The organism is Gracilibacillus salitolerans, assembly GCF_009650095.1.
Taxonomy (GTDB): domain Bacteria; phylum Bacillota; class Bacilli; order Bacillales; family Amphibacillaceae; genus Gracilibacillus; species Gracilibacillus salitolerans.
The window spans coordinates 495,885-512,912 of the sequence record NZ_CP045915.1; the positions used below are offsets into that span (position 1 = coordinate 495,885).

The following is a 17,028-nucleotide window of genomic DNA, read 5'->3' on the forward strand; positions in this document are numbered from 1 at the left end:
ATGTTAGTGATCAGTGCTTTTTGATAATTGTTGCTTTTCCTTTAGTAATTGTTGAAATTCTTTTTCAAGCTCTTCTGATGGTGCAATACTTAACCGGCTTAATACATCTGTTATTTTAGTCTCTAGTATCAGTAACTTTTCTTCCCGGTCATCCTTAACAGATGTCTGTTCTCTGTTTTTGAATTGCTGGTAGCTTCCTTCAAAATAGTTGATATGTTGTTCTTCGATGGAGATAATCTTTGTTGCTATCTTTTCCACAAACCTTCGATCATGTGAAACGAAAATGACTGTACCTTCGTATTCCATCAGCAATTTTTCCAGAGCTTCCATTGCTTCTAAGTCTAAGAAGTTGGTCGGTTCATCTAAGACTAATGTATTGTTGTTACTAAGGAATAACTTTGCCAGTGTTACTTTGACACGTTCGCCACCACTTAGTACGCCAATTTTCTTATGGACCTGATCGCGATAAAAATGGAGCCTGGCAAGTACCGTCCGAATCAATGTTTCGTTATGAATCGAGCCTTCCTGAACATTTTCCAGAATCGAAAGTTTTGGATCCAAAATTGATAGGTCTTGTTTAAAATAGGCTATTTTGCAGGCGGTAGAAAGATGGCCACCTTTTTCTTCTTTGATTAGTTTACGGATTAGGGTTGTTTTGCCACTTCCGTTAGCTCCAATAATAGCGAGCTTATCACCACCTTTAATAAGAAAATTTGCTTTATTCCAAAGGTGTTGATCGCCTATATTACCGTCTAGATTCTCCACTCGAATCAGGACTTTGCCAGTTAATTTTTCTTGATTCGGCAAATCCATTTTTATCGGGGATTCTTCAAAGGGTTTCTCTACTTTTTCAAGCTTTTCCAATCGGGTTTCAATTGATTTGGCCGTTTGCTGGAGTTTCTTTTGTTTTTTAGCAAAGTAAGGCTTTGCCCCCGTTATTTTTGCTTCGGAAGCACTAGTCTTCTTTGGCTTTTTAGTAGCTCTCTCCGCTTTTTCCGACTTCAATGTTAAAGCTCTTTCTAATTGCTGCTTTTTGGTTTGGTAATTTTCATATTCCTGTTGATACTGGCGTGCTTCCTGCTCTTTTTGTTTTTTGTATTGCTGGTAATTTCCTTTATATTCATGTAGCTTTCCTTGATCGATTTCCCATATCCTGTTGCAGGTTGCATCTAAAAATGCTCTGTCATGTGACACAACAACATATGCCCCCTGCCAATGCTTTAACGTATTTTCCACCCAGTCGATATGGTTGGTGTCTAAGTGTGTGGTAGGTTCATCTGCTAACAAAATACTGCTTTGATTGGAGAATGCTTTCTGGATATAGTCTTGTGTTATTTCACCACCACTCTTATGACCATCAGGAGCCTTTAATTGAGGCAAGAGATGTACGGTTCCATAGTGCTTGACATTTCCTTTCTCTGGTAGCAATTTTCCTGCCAGGGTGTGTAATAAGGTTGTTTTTCCGGTTCCATTTTTTCCAACAAGACCAATTCGTTCTCCTTCGTATATTTCAAGTAAATCAATTTCTAATAGCGTCTTAGCTTCTACAGAGATTGTAAGGTCACTCGCTTGTAATAACATAAGGCTATCGCTCCATTTTTGTTCGGAGACAATAAAAAGCCTCCTTATTCGTATTCAGAATAGGAGGCAATACCGTTAAGAAAGGCAGATGTGTAATAAGGGGAATGATTGCATTATTCCTCTTCCATAAGCCGGTCAATTAGTATGAATCCTATCCTGAATATTCTGCATAAAGACATACGTATCCCATAGTGGAATGATTATCTTTATGAAAATATGATGAGAGAATAGGATTATAACTTCATTGGCCCAAGGCTCACCCTTTCGATTTTATTTAAACAAAGTGTACAAAAACAGAAGTAAGAAGTCAATAGATAATACGACAGGATATAAAAATTATAGAGAAGGTTAGCACGTGAAGAAATTCGTTACTATTCAAATTGCACCATAAACCGGCAATGGTTATTCCCCTCTGTTTTACATTGCACTCTCTCCACACTCTCTGTACCTAATACGTTCTTAAACATGCTTGTTTCGCAGTGGCAGGCAATATGAAATTCATTTGCCACTGCAAAAATAGGGCAATTGTATTCGACAATCTCAAATTGATCTTCACCATGCTGATATAATTCCGCCATATAACCTTTCTCATTTTGGATATGGACCATTTCCTGCATTTTTTCATGATTGGAGGATTGGGTGACAAGATCGGCATATTGCTGTGTTTGTCGTTCTTTCCGATTCTCGAAAAGCTGATGAACTGACTCTTTCCCGTGTATTGCCTGAATATCTTTTAAGAATTCGACACTTATGGATTCATAGTTATTTGGAAATAGACGTTTTCCCTTTGTCGTTAAAAAGAATCTTTGTATCGGACGGCCGATTTCCTTTTTTTCATGCTGACTGGAAACGAGGCCATCTTTCTCTAATGTAGTTAAATGCTTGCGAATGGCCATATGGGTAATATCTAAATATTCGATAAGTTCATTTACAGATAAAGTAACTTCTTTCTTTAATAACTCTAATATTCTATCTTTTGTTGTTTTTTCTAATGGTTTCATGGGACTCCTCCTAAACTGGCTTCCCTTTTTTTATTTATAATCTTCATTATACAATATAAATGCCTATACAGAAATAAATGGAAATTTTGGAGCAAATGTGTTGAATAATCGTTAATAATAGTATAACATATAATTATACTTTTTATACTAAAAGGTATAATAAATATAATGGAGGTTTTACATATGGCAAACTTTACTTTACCCGAATTAGGTTATGCGTTTGACGCTTTGGAGCCACACATTGATCAAAAGACAATGGAAATTCACCACGGGAAACACCATCAAACATACGTTACGAAACTAAATGCAGCGTTAGAAGGGCAAGACGCTTTAGCTAACAAGAGTCTGGAAGCACTACTAGCTGACTTAAACAGTGTACCTGAAAATATTCGCACTGCAGTAAGAAATAATGGTGGAGGGCACTTCAATCATACGTTATTCTGGGAAGTGATCGCACCAGGATCTAAGTCAGATAAACCAGAAGGGGAATTAGAAAAAGCGATTGATCAAGCATTTGGCAGCTTTGATCAATTCAAAGAGCAATTCTCCAATGCAGCAACTACTAGATTTGGTTCTGGATGGGCTTGGTTAGTCGTAAACGCGGATGGAAAATTAGAAGTAACTAGTACTCCTAACCAAGATAATCCGATTTCAGAAGGCAAAACAGCTATCCTAGGGATCGATGTTTGGGAGCACGCGTATTACTTAAACTACCAGAACAGACGTCCAGATTATATTGCTAATTTCTACAATGTAATTAATTGGGATGTTGTCGCAGAAAAGTACCAAGTGGCTGTTAAGTAAATAAGTATTTAATGTAGCTAAGTGGGAGGATGGTGTTACTGTCTTTCCACTTATTTTTATTGAGGAGGTGTTTGATGTGGCATTTGTGATAACAGCGCCTTGTGAAACAGAAAAAGCTGGCGAATGTGCAACAGTGTGCCCAGTAGACTGTATAGAAGAAGGAAAAGATCAGTTCTATATAGATCCGGACATTTGCATAGATTGTGGGGCATGTGTAGCGGTTTGTCCTGTTGATGCGATAGTCGAAGAATATGACATGACTGCAGATCAAGAGCCTTATTTGGAAAAGGCAGAAGCATTTTTCGGTAATTAACCAAACAGTAGAAAAGCCCAGGTAATCGTGTTTAATTATCTGGGCTTTTGCTTTTAAGTATTAAAATGGAAGTATATCCTCGATATTTTCTGAACTCAACGTTTCGATCATACCTTCTAGAAAAGTAGATAATTCAACTCTTCTCCAAACGGGACTGTCCGTATCTTTTCATGTCATTTTAAATTGAAAAGTCATAATAACCTCCTTTTTTGGTTTATCAGTGCCACCACATTTTGCGGAAGACAAGTGGTGTGACTTTCTCTTGGTTTTTAAATATTCGAATGAAATGACTCGTTTCATCAAAACCAACATAATAAGCAATTTCTTCTATTGTAATGTTAGAGTATTTTAAGAAATTTTTTGCATGGTTTAGTCTGATTGATAATTGCAAGTGATATGGTGTCATGCCAATGTATTGCTTGAATTGCCGGGAAAGATGATATTTGCTGATCGGAAAAAGCTGTGCAAGGATATCTAGCGTTATTTTTTGTTGATAATGTTCTTCGATATAGTCACGAATCTCCTGAATTATGTTTGGAATGTACGTTATTTGTAAAGAAGAAGAGGCTAATAATATTTCCGTTAGCAAATCGGTTATATATTTATGGATAAGTAGTTCGGATTGAGAATTGTGTTGGTTGCTAGTATCGATAAGTTGTTGATATAAACCGACCATTTGGTTATCTGCGCCTCGTAATATAACACCATTGGAGTGGAAAAGTTGATAAAAATGCTGACTTTGTGCACCGTCAAAATGCAAAAAATATAGATCCCAATCATTATCTCCAACGGTTTTATAAAATTGATAATTTCTGCAATCGATGAAGAAGAGATCATTTTCCTCAAGATAGTATGTTTTATCCTCGTATAGTAACGTTCCCTTTCCTTTTTTTGTATAAACAATTAAATAGGAATTAACATTTTCTCGTTCAGTAAAGTAGCTTACCTTGGCAATAATATGACCAACCTCTTGAATATAAAGAAAATAATTCTTCGCAAAAGGTGTCGGAGTAACTATGGAACGAATAGATTCAGGAGACCAATCTAAGGATGCATCTGTGTACCAGTTTTTCATTGCTTATTCCTCCAAGCAAGATAGTACTATTTTTAAGCAATAATACATAATGCTTAATTGTTGGAAGCGTTTTATTATATACATAATCTTACTAATTTATGGGAGGAAGCGCAACATGTTTAAAGAGATCAAACCGAAAAAGCGGGCGCGCGTCGGATTATATTCGATTGGACTAGATGTATATTGGAAACAATTTAAAGGGTTGCGTGAGCGACTGGAAGGTTATGGGACATTTATCGAGGAAAAAATGGGTACAGAGGCAGAGGTTTTTTATTATGGATTAGTTGACTCGGAGTATAAGGCAAGAAGTGCTGGTGAGTGGTTTAATACGCAAAATGTGGATATTGTTTTTTGTCATTCTGCCACCTATGCCAATAGTTCGTCTGTTCTGCCCATACATCAAATCTGTCAAAAACCGGTTGTATTTTTAAACCTGCAGCCTACGGATAGGATTAATTATGATCATGCGACAACCGGTGAATGGCTAGCTCATTGTGGTGCATGTCCAGTACCAGAGGTGGCAAACGCATTGAACCGGGCAGAAATTCCTTTTCGTGTAGTGAATGGTTTATTAGGTTTAACAGAAACCCCTGAAATATCGACTACTAATGAAGTAACAGCACATTTTCCAGAGGCAACAAGAGCATGGGAAGAGATTTTTGAATGGGTTCGGGCAGCTTCTGTTGTGCGCACATTACAACATGCCCGTTTCGGGTTTTTAGGTAATACGTATAGTGGTATGCTTGATTTATATAGTGATTTTACGATGTTGCAGGCCCAGTTAGGGATCCATGTTGAAGTATTGGAGATGTGTGATGTAGCGAAATACCTAGATAACGTCAAGCAAACGGAAATAAAAGAGAAATTAGATGAAACAATGGAGATGTTTGAGATTAGTGGTGATTCGCCGGCAGATCCTATTGCCAAGAAACCAACAGACGAACAGTTACATTGGGCATGTAAAGTAGCAGTGGCTCAGGAAAAGTTAGTCAAAGATTATAATTTAGATTCATTAATCTACTATTATCATGGAGCACCTGGCAATGAATATGAGAAATTACAGGCAGGATTTATATTAGGTAATTCACTATTAACAGCCAAAGGAATCCCTGCTGCAGGTGAAGGTGATTTAAAAACAGCGGTAGCGATGAAAATAGCGGATTTACTCGGAACAGGTGGAAGTTATTCTGAAATTGTGGTGGTTGATTATCAGGATAAAACCATTTTGCTTGGGCACGATGGACCATTTCATATGAAAATAGCCGATGGCAAACCGATATTAAGAGGAATGGGTTTATATCACGGTAAACAAGGTGATGGTGTATCGGTGGAGGCAAAAGTAAAGAAAGGGCCGATCACTACTTTTAATTTAACCCAAACATTTGACGGGAAGCTGAAGATGATTTTTAGTGAAGCTAAGTCAGTAGATGGTCCGATAATGAAAATTGGTAATACGCAAACTCCTGTAAAATTTAGTGAGCATCCTGATCCATATTTGGCAAGATGGTTTGCCGAATCCCCTACACATCATTGTGCAATGTCGGTTGGGCATAATCAGTCACAATTCTCCAAAGTAGCAGAATTGCTACAATGTCATTATGTGAATTTGTAATTTAATATCTATCATAAACAGAAAAAGTGATCCTAGACAGACTAATCTGTTAGTATCACTTTTTCTTATGGAAATTATTCTTTTTCTCCAACAACAGTGAAGCGTCCATTAATGTGTTCTGGATTTTCGATTTCGTCCAGAATAGCAATTGCGTAATCCGCATAACTGATATAGCTTTCCCCAGCGTTATTGGTGATGACATTTTCTTTTCCTTTTTGATAGGAGCCAGTTCTCTTTCCATTTGGATCGAAAACAGCAGCAGGACTTAAGTGTGTCCACTTCAAATCTTCTGTTTGTTTTAATTCGTCTAATGCTTTCCCCATGTTAGAAGCTAACGGATAAACGAAATCAGGGAAGTCAGGTGTGTCAAATAAGTGTGTAGTTTGTTCTTCGTCAACATATAAGCTTCCTGCACCACCTACAACGATAAGACGTGTGTCAGTTCCTTGAAAAGCTTTGATTAAAACACGGTGAGAGTCGATATGTAAATGCTCCTCACCTTGTGGGGAATTATATGCATTGACAACAACATCAAAATCATTGACATCTTCGGTTTTAATATCAAATATATCCTTTTTCACTACATGGACATCTTTGTTGTCTACCTTCTCCGGACTGCGCACAATCGCAGTAACTTCATGACCTCTATGAAGAGCTTCTTGTGTAATCAGTTTACCTGATTTGCCAGTTGCTCCGATAATCCCAATTTTCATTTAGTATTCCTCCTTCGGTTTATTTGTAACTATTATAGTTACATTTAGTGTTAGAGTCAAACAAAAAACATCCCCTATTGGATAGAGAGATGTTGAATAATTTCTGCTAAGGTTTGCTTTTTTAATTCATTTTCCATAGCCTGTTGAGCCCGGGTTAAAGATGTGTCCAGTGTGTCTTGGATATTTCTGCCGACGTCGCAATTCGGATTAGGATGATCGTGTATGGCAAATAATTCTTCCTCTGTTGTTACAGCTTGATATATATCTAGTAATGTAATTTTTGGAGGTTCTTTTACAAGAGAATAGCCAGTTATACCAGGGCCCCCTTTTAACAGGTTGGCTTTTTTTAATAAAGATCCAATACGCCGAATGACAACAGGATTGGTATTGACACTTTTTGCAATAAAATCTGATGTAACACCCTTATCTGTTTGAGATGCAACAAGTGTAAGGATGTGTATAGCTACAGAAAAGCGAGTATTTATCATTCTCGTTCACCACCATTGTAATTATTCTAGTTGTAAGGGGTGTTGTTGTCAATCTAGTAGACATGGAAGGGTGTTATAAAATAAAAAGGGCATTTTTTCTGCTACTCTCTACTCATCCAATTCCATAACCTGGATTCATCTATTTGTAAAACAGAGATAGAATCATTGTCTTCTAAAGTTAATATTTCTTTGGTTGGCCCTGTAATAACAACTCCATAATGCTTGATCCCTTCATTTTCTAGATAACGGATTTTATTTTCAAGCTCTAGATCACCAAATACAACTTTAGAAGCAATATTCTCATACTCTTGTAAAAACTTTAATGTCTTGAGGAATTGCTGATGTAGTACATCGTAATCCCCTTCAAGATACGTGGGGGAACTGTAACCTTCGGATATGACCGAGCTGCCAAAGAGTCCTTTTTCTTCTTCACGGCTGTCTAGGATCATATCGTCATCATGCCAGATTGGATAACCCGGAAAACCAATAGAGTCAAAGATTACTCCCTCGGTTCGTTCATCCATATTTTCTGCTCCAGAGTCGACTGCTAACCAAAGTAAATCGATGTCTTTTCCTGAAAAAATTTCATATACTTCCTCTGTCTCCAATAAACGGGGGAAAGATACATATGCTGAAGTTACTGTTCCCTCCGGAAGTCTTTCAAGCTGTCTCCAGTCTGAAGTAACAGAAGAACCTGATCCCGGAAAAACAAAAGATGGAGAGGCCTGCGAAATCGATCCGAAATCCTTTTCCTCATGCGTACGAACAAAAGAAAAGAGAAAATGGGATTGATATTCTCCAACTTCTATAATTTCATCGCCAATTTTCTTTTTTTTCGGAGTTGTTAGCTCCATACCGAAGTAATAACCACCATTTATAGAGGAATGACTTAGATATCCATAAGGTTCGGTGATAGTTACGGTATGATTGATAACATTTCTTAACACTTCAGCACGATCAGGATTGCCCCATGAATAATATACAGTCGTTAGTATGCTAGTAACAATGGTAAAACCAATAAATAACAAAAAGACAAAATATGTTGTCTGAATTCTAGCTTTCCATTTCCCTTTTTTAATTATTTGTTTTTCCTTTTGATCCAAAGGTATGTTATCCGCTTCATCTTTTTCCAGAAAAGATTGATATGTTTCTAATTTCTCAAGCTCTTTCTCAAATTCTTCTAAATCTTTTCCGGATAACTCGCCATTTTCATAAGCTTCTAGTTTCTTTTGGAATGAATCACTCATCATTTTCCTTCCTTTCTCTTAGTGCTTGCCTGCCGCGGAAAAGTAAGACTTTATAATGACTAAGTTTTACGTTCATTACGCTAGCGGCTTCCTTGTAAGGTAATCCATGGAGATCATGAAGAATAATAGCGTGTTGTTGTTTCTTGGGCAGTTCCTTGATCCATAGTAAAACTTGTTTCGTCTCTTCATTTAGTAGTAATTGTTCGTGAAGGGGTGATCCTGGATCTTTTATCCAATGAAAGAAGGACCCCTCTTTGGGAACAGATTTTTTTTGTTTACGGTAATAATCGATAAAGGAACGATATGCTACCGTGAATAACCATGTTTTTACATTCTCATTATCATAAAACTCTAAATATAAGTAAGCCCGCAGGAAAGTTTCCTGGACAATGTCTTCCGCCGTATAGTGATCATGACAAAGAGAAAGAAGGAAGCGATAAATATCTTGAAAATATTTTTGGTATATTTTATCTATTGATCCCATTTGCTCCCCCTTTCCTTTCTAACTATATCACGCTGTAACCTGAAAAAAGTTACAAAAAATAATAGTAAAAAGATATGTATAAAAACGGTTTATAGTTTTGAAGAAAATGTTATAATTTGTATGATTGATGGAAGAAGGTGTAAATAGAATGTTTAAAAAAATATTTAAAAAATCGGAACCTACACACGAGGAGTTCCGTCTAGTATATGACATGTTTTATTCGAGAGTATATCGGGATGTCTATTTCATCACGAAAGACAGTCATTTGGCTCAGGATGCTTTACAAGAAACCTTTGTAAAAGCATATAAATATATGCATCGATTAGAAGATAAAGAGCGGATGGGTGCTTGGCTTTCCACCATAGCAACTAGAACTGCCATTGACCTTTTAAGAAAACGAAAAGGAGCACGTGAAGTGCTGACAGAGGATATTATGACACAAGAAAAAAATATGACAGAAAAAAGTTTTGACACCTTACATATTGTAGAAGCTAATTTAGTGAAAGAAGAATTGCTGGAATCATTAAAGGAATTAAAAGCAGATTACCGGGAAGTAATACTGTTACGATATATCCATGATTTATCAATCAGAGAAATTGCGCATTCATTAAATATCAATGAATCTACTGTGAAAACGAGACTTCATCGTGCACGGAACAAGGTCAAAGAAAAAGTACAACATGATCCAAAACGGCAATGGATTGGTGGTGAATAATCATGTGTGAAGAACATAAGTGGAAGGAATGGCTTAAAGAAGATTACCACAAAGTAGAAGACGATCCACGATCAAAAGATGAAAATTGGGAGAAAATAATAAAGCAAGTATCGCAAACCAATCAACATCAGAAAAAAATGCCGAAGAAAAGTTTGCTAGCAGTGGCTATGATTGCTGTTATTGTAATTGGCTCAGCCTTTGTTCAATCTGATCAAATGCAAGCTTTTGATTGGTTTGTGAAAATGTTTGTCACAACAGATGGTAATACGACACAAATTAACCAAACAACAACCGAAGAAAAGGATCCTGCAACGGAGTCCCTTCCTGATTTTGATAACATTACAACAGAAGAAGTACAAGAAGAAAGTAAGGAAATGACATTCGAAGAGGCACAAGCCGACACAGAATTTTATATTTCTAAACCTTCGTACCTACCAAATAGCTACCAATTGGATTTAGTAACTGTATTTTATGAAAAATCTTCAGCTAAAGATGTTCAACTTGATTATATAAACGATAGGAACGATGTATTAACATTACACCTAACCTATCAACCTAATGACTTCGCGGATGCAAAAGTGGTTGATAATGAAGATACAGAAATAAAAACAATTGCATTAGGTGACGGAGAGGCACGTTTGATAGCATTTAAGGATGGTGTCAGTCAAATTATATGGAGCACTCCACAAATGAATTGGCTGCTAGAAGGTACCGAAAAGGAAAAGAATCTTATCAAAATTGCAGAATCAATAGAATAACAAAAGAGTTTCGTATCTAGTAAAAGATACGAAACTTTTTTGTGTTGGTATTTAAATTAATATTTTAACCTTCCTGTTACAGAGTAAAATTGTTCGTAGTTATTGTAGTGTGAAATGGCGTGGAGGGTGCGGATACGATATTCATATCCCTTCTCGATCCGAAAGTTGACACTGCCGCTAACATACGAACTGGAATAATTAACAAACCTTTTACTGTTCCCTGTATTCACCCATTCTCCCGTTGATTTATTTTTGACTTGTAAGTAAATGGTACAATATATTTGTTGAACGGATGAATAACTTGATGTATTACAACTGCTCCCCACTCTTTGTGAATCCACTCTGCGGATGGAAGCATTCCCTTCTTTAATATACTTAGTTGATTGAACACTGATGATATCCTCTTTTATGTGAGGCTCATTAACCTCTGAAGCTTTTACGTCTGAAGTATAAAGAAAAAATCCAATAATGAGAACACATGATGTTAGTAAACCTTTGGTCAACATTTGCATACAATCATTCCTTCCCAAGGATTTTTTATTACAAATGTTTGACGTTTATATTAGGAAAATGGTTACAAAAAACTTAATCAGATCTAAGAAATAAGTTGCTTGATGTTTATCATTTGTAAAAAAGTAAAGGACTTTCATAGCCCCAAAAGGAGAAGATAAAAAGTTGATAGATTTTGTAAAGCAATTTCATCATAGTCTAACTAATAGGAAGAAATAGAAAAAGAAGTTATGATTCATTGTTATCTTTATTTTTTTTGGTTTCGAAAGGAAACAGCACCTTTTCTTTGACAATTTGTAAAGCAAATAGCATGCTATACGTAAATAGTTGTTCGAAAGGATGCTAGAGATGAAAATCGATGAGAAGGATAACAAAATATTAGATTTACTAGCAAGCAATGGACGCATGTCCTATGTTGATATTGGTAAGGAATTAGGTCTGTCTAGAGTGGCTGTTCGTGAACGTGTGAATCAATTAATTGAAGAGGGAGTTATTGAAGGATTTAGTGCCGTGATTAATGCTGAAAAAGTAGGTAAACAAGTATCTGCTTTTTTTGAAGTAGATTGTGAGCCATCTTCGTTAGTACAGGTAGCAGAGAGTCTGGCGAATAATCCGAGTGTGGCCAGTTGTTATCAGATGACAGGACCGAGTACGTTGCATATGCATGTATTAGTAGAGGATTTCAAAAAGCTGGAGTCGTTTATTAATGAAGAATTATATAGCTTAGAAGGCATTACCAGAGTGGAGAGTCATATTTTATTACGCCGATTTAAGAGCAGAAAAGGCTTGAAATTATAAAAAAGCGCCCATTCTGTGGACGCTTTAAGATATCAGGCTAAGAAAATCGCACCATATCCCAATGCACCGACGATCACAAAGGCCGGATGGACCTTAAATTTTACTAAGAAGAGCCAGCTAAGTCCAATTAATAGTATGGTTTGCCATATTCCTTCATTTTCATACGATTGAAAAAAGAATTGAAAGGTTAAAATGCCTAGAAGAACGGCAATCGTTGGCCGGATAACCATCGTCATTCTTTTTACCTTAGGTGAGTTTTTAAACTTATATAAAATACTTAATAAGATAATCATTAAAATTAGAGAAGGTGCTACCGTTGCGAAAATCCCGACACCTGCACCTAACAAGCCTGCTTGTTCATACCCGATATAACCGGCCATCTTCGTTGCAATTGGGCCCGGAAGAGCATTCCCGATCGCAAGTACTTCCCCGAATTCAGAAAGGCTTAACCATTCATAGCGATTAACTACTTCATTTTGAACTAAAGGAATGCTCGCTGGACCTCCACCATAACCAACAATACCAGGTATGAAGAAGGCAATAAAAATTTCCCAATAAATCATCGTTATCTAGTCCTTTCCTTCTTGTTTTGGTGTTGTCGAAAAAGCAACGATTAATAATACAAGAATAATAATGGCAGGATGAATGTTGAGTAATTGCAGCAATACAGTGCTTCCGACAATCAGGGCCCAATTAAACTTCCATCCTAAATCTTTTGTCCCTTTTTTTACAAAATCCCAAGTCAGAATAGCTAGCATAACACCAACGACGGGTACAATCGCATGTGTCATACCAATCACCCATGGTAATTCACTAAAGGTACTTAATGAAACAAGTAAAATGATCATAGCAATAATAGAAGGTACGATTGTTGATAAAACGGCATTAATTGCACCTAACCATCCGGCAAGACGATAGCCGATATACCCAGCCATTTTCGTCGCAATCGGCCCAGGAAGTGTATTACCAATCGCGAGTATATCGGAAAACTCATCATCATCCATCCATTTATAATGGTCAACCACTTCTTTATGAACAAGTGGAATCGATGAAGGCCCTCCACCATAGCCTAGAACTCCTACTTTAAAAAATGACCAAAAAATATGGAAGTGTTTCATTGCAACGCGGTCTCCTTTTCTAAATACTTGTTGTTATTTTAACATGTTTATATTTCCTTTGTTAAGTTAATTCTGTTTATCATTTAACAAAAGAAAATATTATATAAAATTAAATTGCTTAAGTTAGTTTTAAGTGATGATGTGAAGGCTTATTGACCAACGGTAATGTCTACAAATGGGGCAGTCACCACTATTTAGGTTCCCAAATAGATGTGAAAATATTGCAAAATGTTGGTAAAGCCATACATGCTGCTACACTGAAAGGAGAAAGAACAATCTTTTTACCACAGGCTGCCTTAGTAACCAGAATGATTGATTATCAATACGCTGTACAAGAAGCTATCGAAGCACCCAGGTGGCTATACGGAAGAACGTGTAGGGCTATATCAAATACACTAAGATTGGAAAGTAGAATTCCCCTATCTGTTCAGGAAGCATTGAAGAGAAAAGATCATGATATTGAGCTAGTAGAAAGTTACAGTGATATAATGGGGCACGCCGGAGGAATTTTAATCAATGATGAAAGTATAAAACCTGCTGGAAGTGACTCAAGGAGTGATGGCATTGCACTTGGTTAATAATAGAGGAACTTGGGACATTAGTGTTTCACTATAATCTTCGTTTGTGGGATGCTTTTATTTTACAAGTAAGGGGAAGAACATTATTCATCCCTGGATTGGTCTAATGCTTTTATAAAATAAGCGGTAGGTAACAAGACGCCGATGGCTGCTTGGATTAAAGCAAAGAACCTGGCAGAGTTAACAGGGATCATATCTCCGTACCCGACAGCAAGGATGGTGACACCGCTAAAATATAATAGATTGCTAAAACTATGCTCGACAGGAGTGTCAGTCGACAAATCATGCACAATCACTGTTTCCCCGAAAGATAAAGCGTAATAAAGCAGAGCGAAGCCAAATGTAACGCCGCACAACACAAAAAACAGTTTCATAAAGAGAGCTGTACTAAAATAACTTTTCTTATAGGTCTTATTTCGGAAAAAGTAGATTAAATTAACTATGATAAAAATGATGGCTGCGATTAATAAAAACTGTGCCATGATGATACCTCCTTTACTTCATATATTAACTGCCTATTTATAAATCAAACATTCCTTTGTTTTTTCTGGGAAATTACAAAATTTGATCCTATGAATAAAGTTGAGCGTGTTGAGTTACGTCCAGCTCCAGCGCCCAGAAACTAGGCAACTTCACCAATCGCCCTACGATAAGTCATCATCGGCTCGCAAGCTCACTGTGATTCCTTTATCTCAGTTGATTCGCTTTAGTCGCTACGTTTCTAATCGGGCGCTTGCGCTTTTGTTCTATGCCTAAAGAAAAAAGTCTCTATATTTGTTACAATTATCATGAAGGTTAGTAGAAAGGAAGTTTACTATTATGACGTTTGTAAATGAAGTAAAGCGTCCGATTACTCCAGACTATGATCCATGGGAAGCATACATGGACGTTGAACAGTATGGTGAAATGACGTTAACGAATATAGAATTTACCACTACTCATTTGTGTAATATGCGATGTGCACACTGTGCTGTCGGATACACGTTGCGTGATAAAGATCCAGATGCATTACCTTTTTCCTTGTTAAAGCAACGATTAGATGATATCCCTCATTTACGCACATTAAGTATTACTGGTGGGGAACCGATGATGTCAAAGAAATCAGTACGAGAATATGTGGTGCCGTTGCTTCGTTACGCACATGAGCGTGGCGTTCGAACACAAATTAACTCGAATCTAACATTGCCATATTCCCGATATGAAGCAATTATCCCTTATTTAGATGTACTACATATTTCACATAATTGGGGAACACCGGAGGAGTTTGCGGAAACAGGCTTTGCGAATATGGAGCGGAAGCCAAGCGAAGAGAGCCGCAAAAAGTATTTTGAACGAATGGTTGAAAATTCCCAGCGACTTGCTGCAGAAGGTGTGATGGTATCAGCGGAGACGATGTTGAACAATCGAACTTTTCCTTATTTAGAATCGATCCACGATCATATTGTAGAGATGGGATGTGCCCGTCATGAAATTCACCCGATGTATCCAGTAGATTTTGCTAGTAACATGGAAACTCTTAACTTAAGAGAGATGCAAGAAGGTATTGAGCGACTTCTGAATCATCGTGACGAATCGATGTGGATGTTATTCGGAACATTGCCATTTTATCCATGTAACACCAATGAAGAAGAGCTTGCGTTGTTAAAAAGGTTATACAAGGAGAAAAATGTTACGGTACGGAATGATCCGGATGGAAGATCCCGATTAAATGTAAACATTTTTTCTGGGGAAGTGATAGTGACGGATTTTGGTGATGATGAAGAGCCATCACTTGGCAATGTACAGAATACCCCGTTGCAAACGTCCTATGAACGCTGGATGGAATCGAGAACGGCGAAGTCATTGAACTGTCATTGTCCAGCTGTTAAATGCTTAGGACCGAATATTCTGGTTAAAAATACGTACTATCAAGATGTTGATTTTACGAAAAGATCAGCGAATATATCAAGGTAAGGCTTAGTCTACTATAGGACTAAGCTCTTTTTTTTGTAATGAAGGGATGGAAAATTAATCCTCTAAATATGACAAATGTCATCTTAAAATCCTGACAATTGTGCCTTATAAAAATCATGAAATTGGCGTAAACTTTAACATATAGTAAGTTTCGAAAGTAGGGATTATGATGAGTAAACAAAAACAAGCGAAATTAAGAAAAGATGTAATGCCGTACGCTACATCGACAACAAAAACAAGCATGATTCAATTATTCAACACAATTCCACCATTTTTCCTATTATGGTTTTTGGCATATCAGAGTTTGTCAGTCTCCATTTTCTTGAGTCTTGCTTTTTCCATAGTAGCAGCAGGGTTTATGGTGCGAACATTCATTATTTTTCATGATTGTGCCCACCAATCCTTTTTCAAAAATAAGAAATGGAATCGTGTGATCGGAACTATGACAGGAGTTCTTACGCATTTTGCTTTTGAAAAATGGAAGAGAGAACACTCGATTCATCATGCAACAAGCGGTAATTTAGATCAACGTGGTACTGGTGACATTTGGGTTATGACAGTTAACGAATATGAACAAGCTAGTAAATGGGAAAGGTTACAATATCGTTTATACCGTAATCCTTTTGTTATGTTCGGTTTAGGTCCATTTTCGTTATTCTTATATGATAATCGCTTTAATCGTAAGGATGCTCGTAAAAAAGAGCGTTGGAATACGTATTTGATCAACTTTTTATTAGTAGCGATTTATACAGGGATCGTGTTGACATTAGGATGGAAGGCAATCTTACTTGTTCAACTACCGATAGCATATGTAGCAGGCGCTCTTGGTATTTGGTTGTTTTATGTTCAGCATCAATTTGAGGATTCTTACTTTGAGAATGAATCGGAATGGGATTATGTGAAGGCTGCAGTTGACGGAAGTTCTTATTATAAGTTGCCAAGATGGTTGGAATGGATGACAGGTAATATTGGTTATCACCATGTTCATCATTTAGCACCGAGAGTGCCGAACTATCATTTAGAGAAGGCACACCAGGAAACACCACCATTACAGAAGGCAACTACTATTACATTAAAGACAAGCTTGGAATCGATTCGTTTTCGTTTATATGATGAAGAGCAGAAGACATTTATTAGTTTTAAGGAAATGAAAAGCCGAATTAAAAAGAAATCAAATATTTCATTACCTTCGACGAAAGGTTCTCAAACGATTCGTCCCTAATTTTGGGACGGGTTCCCCTGTCACCTGTTCCATAATTTTTTGGTACAATGTTGATAGG

19 protein-coding genes are annotated in these 17,028 nt (G+C 36.9%); 9 read left to right on the forward strand and 10 right to left on the reverse strand.

Annotated features, from left to right (window positions below; genetic code table 11):
• Positions 1 to 3: 3 nt before the first annotated feature.
• Both GI584_RS02505 and GI584_RS02510 read right to left on the reverse strand, forming a co-directional pair.
• Entirely contained in the window at positions 4 to 1,581 is a 1,578-nt protein-coding gene (locus GI584_RS02505; protein ID WP_153790139.1) for a Vga family ABC-F type ribosomal protection protein, read from the reverse strand.
• Positions 1,582 to 1,952: 371 nt separating this feature from the next.
• Positions 1,953 to 2,582, reverse strand: coding sequence for a helix-turn-helix transcriptional regulator (locus GI584_RS02510; RefSeq protein WP_100362193.1), 630 nt, complete (start codon positions 2,580 to 2,582; stop codon positions 1,953 to 1,955).
• Positions 2,583 to 2,765: 183 nt separating this feature from the next.
• On the opposite strand from GI584_RS02510, the gene GI584_RS02515 reads away from it, so the two are divergent.
• Together GI584_RS02515 and GI584_RS02520 are read left to right on the forward strand one after the other, a co-directional pair.
• Entirely contained in the window at positions 2,766 to 3,386 is a 621-nt protein-coding gene (locus tag GI584_RS02515; protein ID WP_100362192.1) for a superoxide dismutase, read from the forward strand.
• A gap of 76 nt (positions 3,387 to 3,462) precedes the next feature.
• A complete protein-coding gene (locus tag GI584_RS02520) occupies positions 3,463 to 3,699 on the forward strand; it encodes a ferredoxin family protein (protein WP_153790140.1) in 237 nt (78 codons plus the stop codon).
• A 217-nt stretch (positions 3,700 to 3,916) separates the two neighbouring features.
• Here GI584_RS02520 and GI584_RS02525 read toward each other — a convergent pair whose 3' ends face one another.
• Positions 3,917 to 4,774: an AraC family transcriptional regulator gene (locus tag GI584_RS02525; protein WP_153790141.1), complete on the reverse strand. Its 858-nt coding sequence runs from the start codon at positions 4,772 to 4,774 to the stop codon at positions 3,917 to 3,919.
• A 115-nt stretch (positions 4,775 to 4,889) separates the two neighbouring features.
• On the opposite strand from GI584_RS02525, the gene GI584_RS02530 reads away from it, so the two are divergent.
• The gene (locus GI584_RS02530; RefSeq protein WP_153790142.1) at positions 4,890 to 6,386 is read left to right on the forward strand and encodes an L-fucose/L-arabinose isomerase family protein; all 1,497 of its coding nucleotides are present in this window, start codon (positions 4,890 to 4,892) and stop codon (positions 6,384 to 6,386) included.
• 74 nt (positions 6,387 to 6,460) lie between these two features.
• On the opposite strand, the gene GI584_RS02535 is transcribed toward GI584_RS02530, so the two are convergent.
• From GI584_RS02535 to GI584_RS02550, 4 genes are all read right to left on the reverse strand, one after another.
• Entirely contained in the window at positions 6,461 to 7,099 is a 639-nt protein-coding gene (locus tag GI584_RS02535; RefSeq protein WP_100362188.1) for an NAD(P)-dependent oxidoreductase, read from the reverse strand.
• A 74-nt stretch (positions 7,100 to 7,173) separates the two neighbouring features.
• A complete protein-coding gene (locus GI584_RS02540) occupies positions 7,174 to 7,587 on the reverse strand; it encodes an Rrf2 family transcriptional regulator (RefSeq protein ID WP_153790143.1) in 414 nt (137 codons plus the stop codon).
• Positions 7,588 to 7,688: 101 nt separating this feature from the next.
• Entirely contained in the window at positions 7,689 to 8,834 is a 1,146-nt protein-coding gene (locus GI584_RS02545; RefSeq protein ID WP_153790144.1) for an anti-sigma factor, read from the reverse strand.
• A complete protein-coding gene (locus GI584_RS02550; RefSeq protein WP_153790145.1) occupies positions 8,827 to 9,318 on the reverse strand; it encodes an RNA polymerase sigma factor in 492 nt (163 codons plus the stop codon). Before GI584_RS02550 ends, GI584_RS02545 begins: the two co-directional genes overlap by 8 nt.
• Positions 9,319 to 9,466: 148 nt before the next feature.
• On the opposite strand from GI584_RS02550, the gene GI584_RS02555 reads away from it, so the two are divergent.
• The 3 genes from GI584_RS02555 (at position 9,467) to GI584_RS02565 (ending at position 12,099) form a co-directional block, all read left to right on the forward strand.
• Positions 9,467 to 10,033: an RNA polymerase sigma factor gene (locus tag GI584_RS02555; protein ID WP_153790146.1), complete on the forward strand. Its 567-nt coding sequence runs from the start codon at positions 9,467 to 9,469 to the stop codon at positions 10,031 to 10,033.
• A 2-nt stretch (positions 10,034 to 10,035) separates the two neighbouring features.
• Entirely contained in the window at positions 10,036 to 10,791 is a 756-nt protein-coding gene (locus GI584_RS02560; protein ID WP_153790147.1) for a DUF4367 domain-containing protein, read from the forward strand.
• Positions 10,792 to 11,649: 858 nt separating this feature from the next.
• Entirely contained in the window at positions 11,650 to 12,099 is a 450-nt protein-coding gene (locus GI584_RS02565; RefSeq protein WP_100362182.1) for an Lrp/AsnC family transcriptional regulator, read from the forward strand.
• A gap of 32 nt (positions 12,100 to 12,131) precedes the next feature.
• On the opposite strand, the gene GI584_RS02570 is transcribed toward GI584_RS02565, so the two are convergent.
• Positions 12,132 to 12,662: a chromate transporter gene (locus GI584_RS02570; RefSeq protein ID WP_153790148.1), complete on the reverse strand. Its 531-nt coding sequence runs from the start codon at positions 12,660 to 12,662 to the stop codon at positions 12,132 to 12,134.
• Between the two features lie 6 nt (positions 12,663 to 12,668).
• Entirely contained in the window at positions 12,669 to 13,217 is a 549-nt protein-coding gene (locus GI584_RS02575) for a chromate transporter (protein ID WP_100362180.1), read from the reverse strand.
• Positions 13,218 to 13,369: 152 nt separating this feature from the next.
• Here GI584_RS02575 and GI584_RS23960 point away from each other — a divergent pair, with 152 nt between their 5' ends.
• A complete protein-coding gene (locus tag GI584_RS23960) occupies positions 13,370 to 13,795 on the forward strand; it encodes a gamma-glutamyltransferase (RefSeq protein WP_228552332.1) in 426 nt (141 codons plus the stop codon).
• Between the two features lie 83 nt (positions 13,796 to 13,878).
• Here the strand turns inward: GI584_RS23960 and GI584_RS02585 are convergent, their stop codons facing one another.
• Complete coding sequence (locus GI584_RS02585) at positions 13,879 to 14,277, reverse strand: potassium channel family protein (protein ID WP_153790149.1); 399 nt, start codon at positions 14,275 to 14,277, stop codon at positions 13,879 to 13,881.
• Positions 14,278 to 14,614: 337 nt separating this feature from the next.
• On the opposite strand from GI584_RS02585, the gene yfkAB reads away from it, so the two are divergent.
• Together yfkAB and GI584_RS02595 are read left to right on the forward strand one after the other, a co-directional pair.
• A complete protein-coding gene (gene yfkAB, locus GI584_RS02590; protein WP_153790150.1) occupies positions 14,615 to 15,748 on the forward strand; it encodes a radical SAM/CxCxxxxC motif protein YfkAB in 1,134 nt (377 codons plus the stop codon).
• Between the two features lie 169 nt (positions 15,749 to 15,917).
• Positions 15,918 to 16,970 carry a Delta(5) desaturase DesA gene (locus GI584_RS02595; RefSeq protein ID WP_100362177.1) on the forward strand — a complete coding sequence of 351 codons (1,053 nt, stop codon included), beginning with the start codon at positions 15,918 to 15,920 and terminating at the stop codon, positions 16,968 to 16,970.
• Positions 16,971 to 17,028 lie beyond the last annotated feature (58 nt).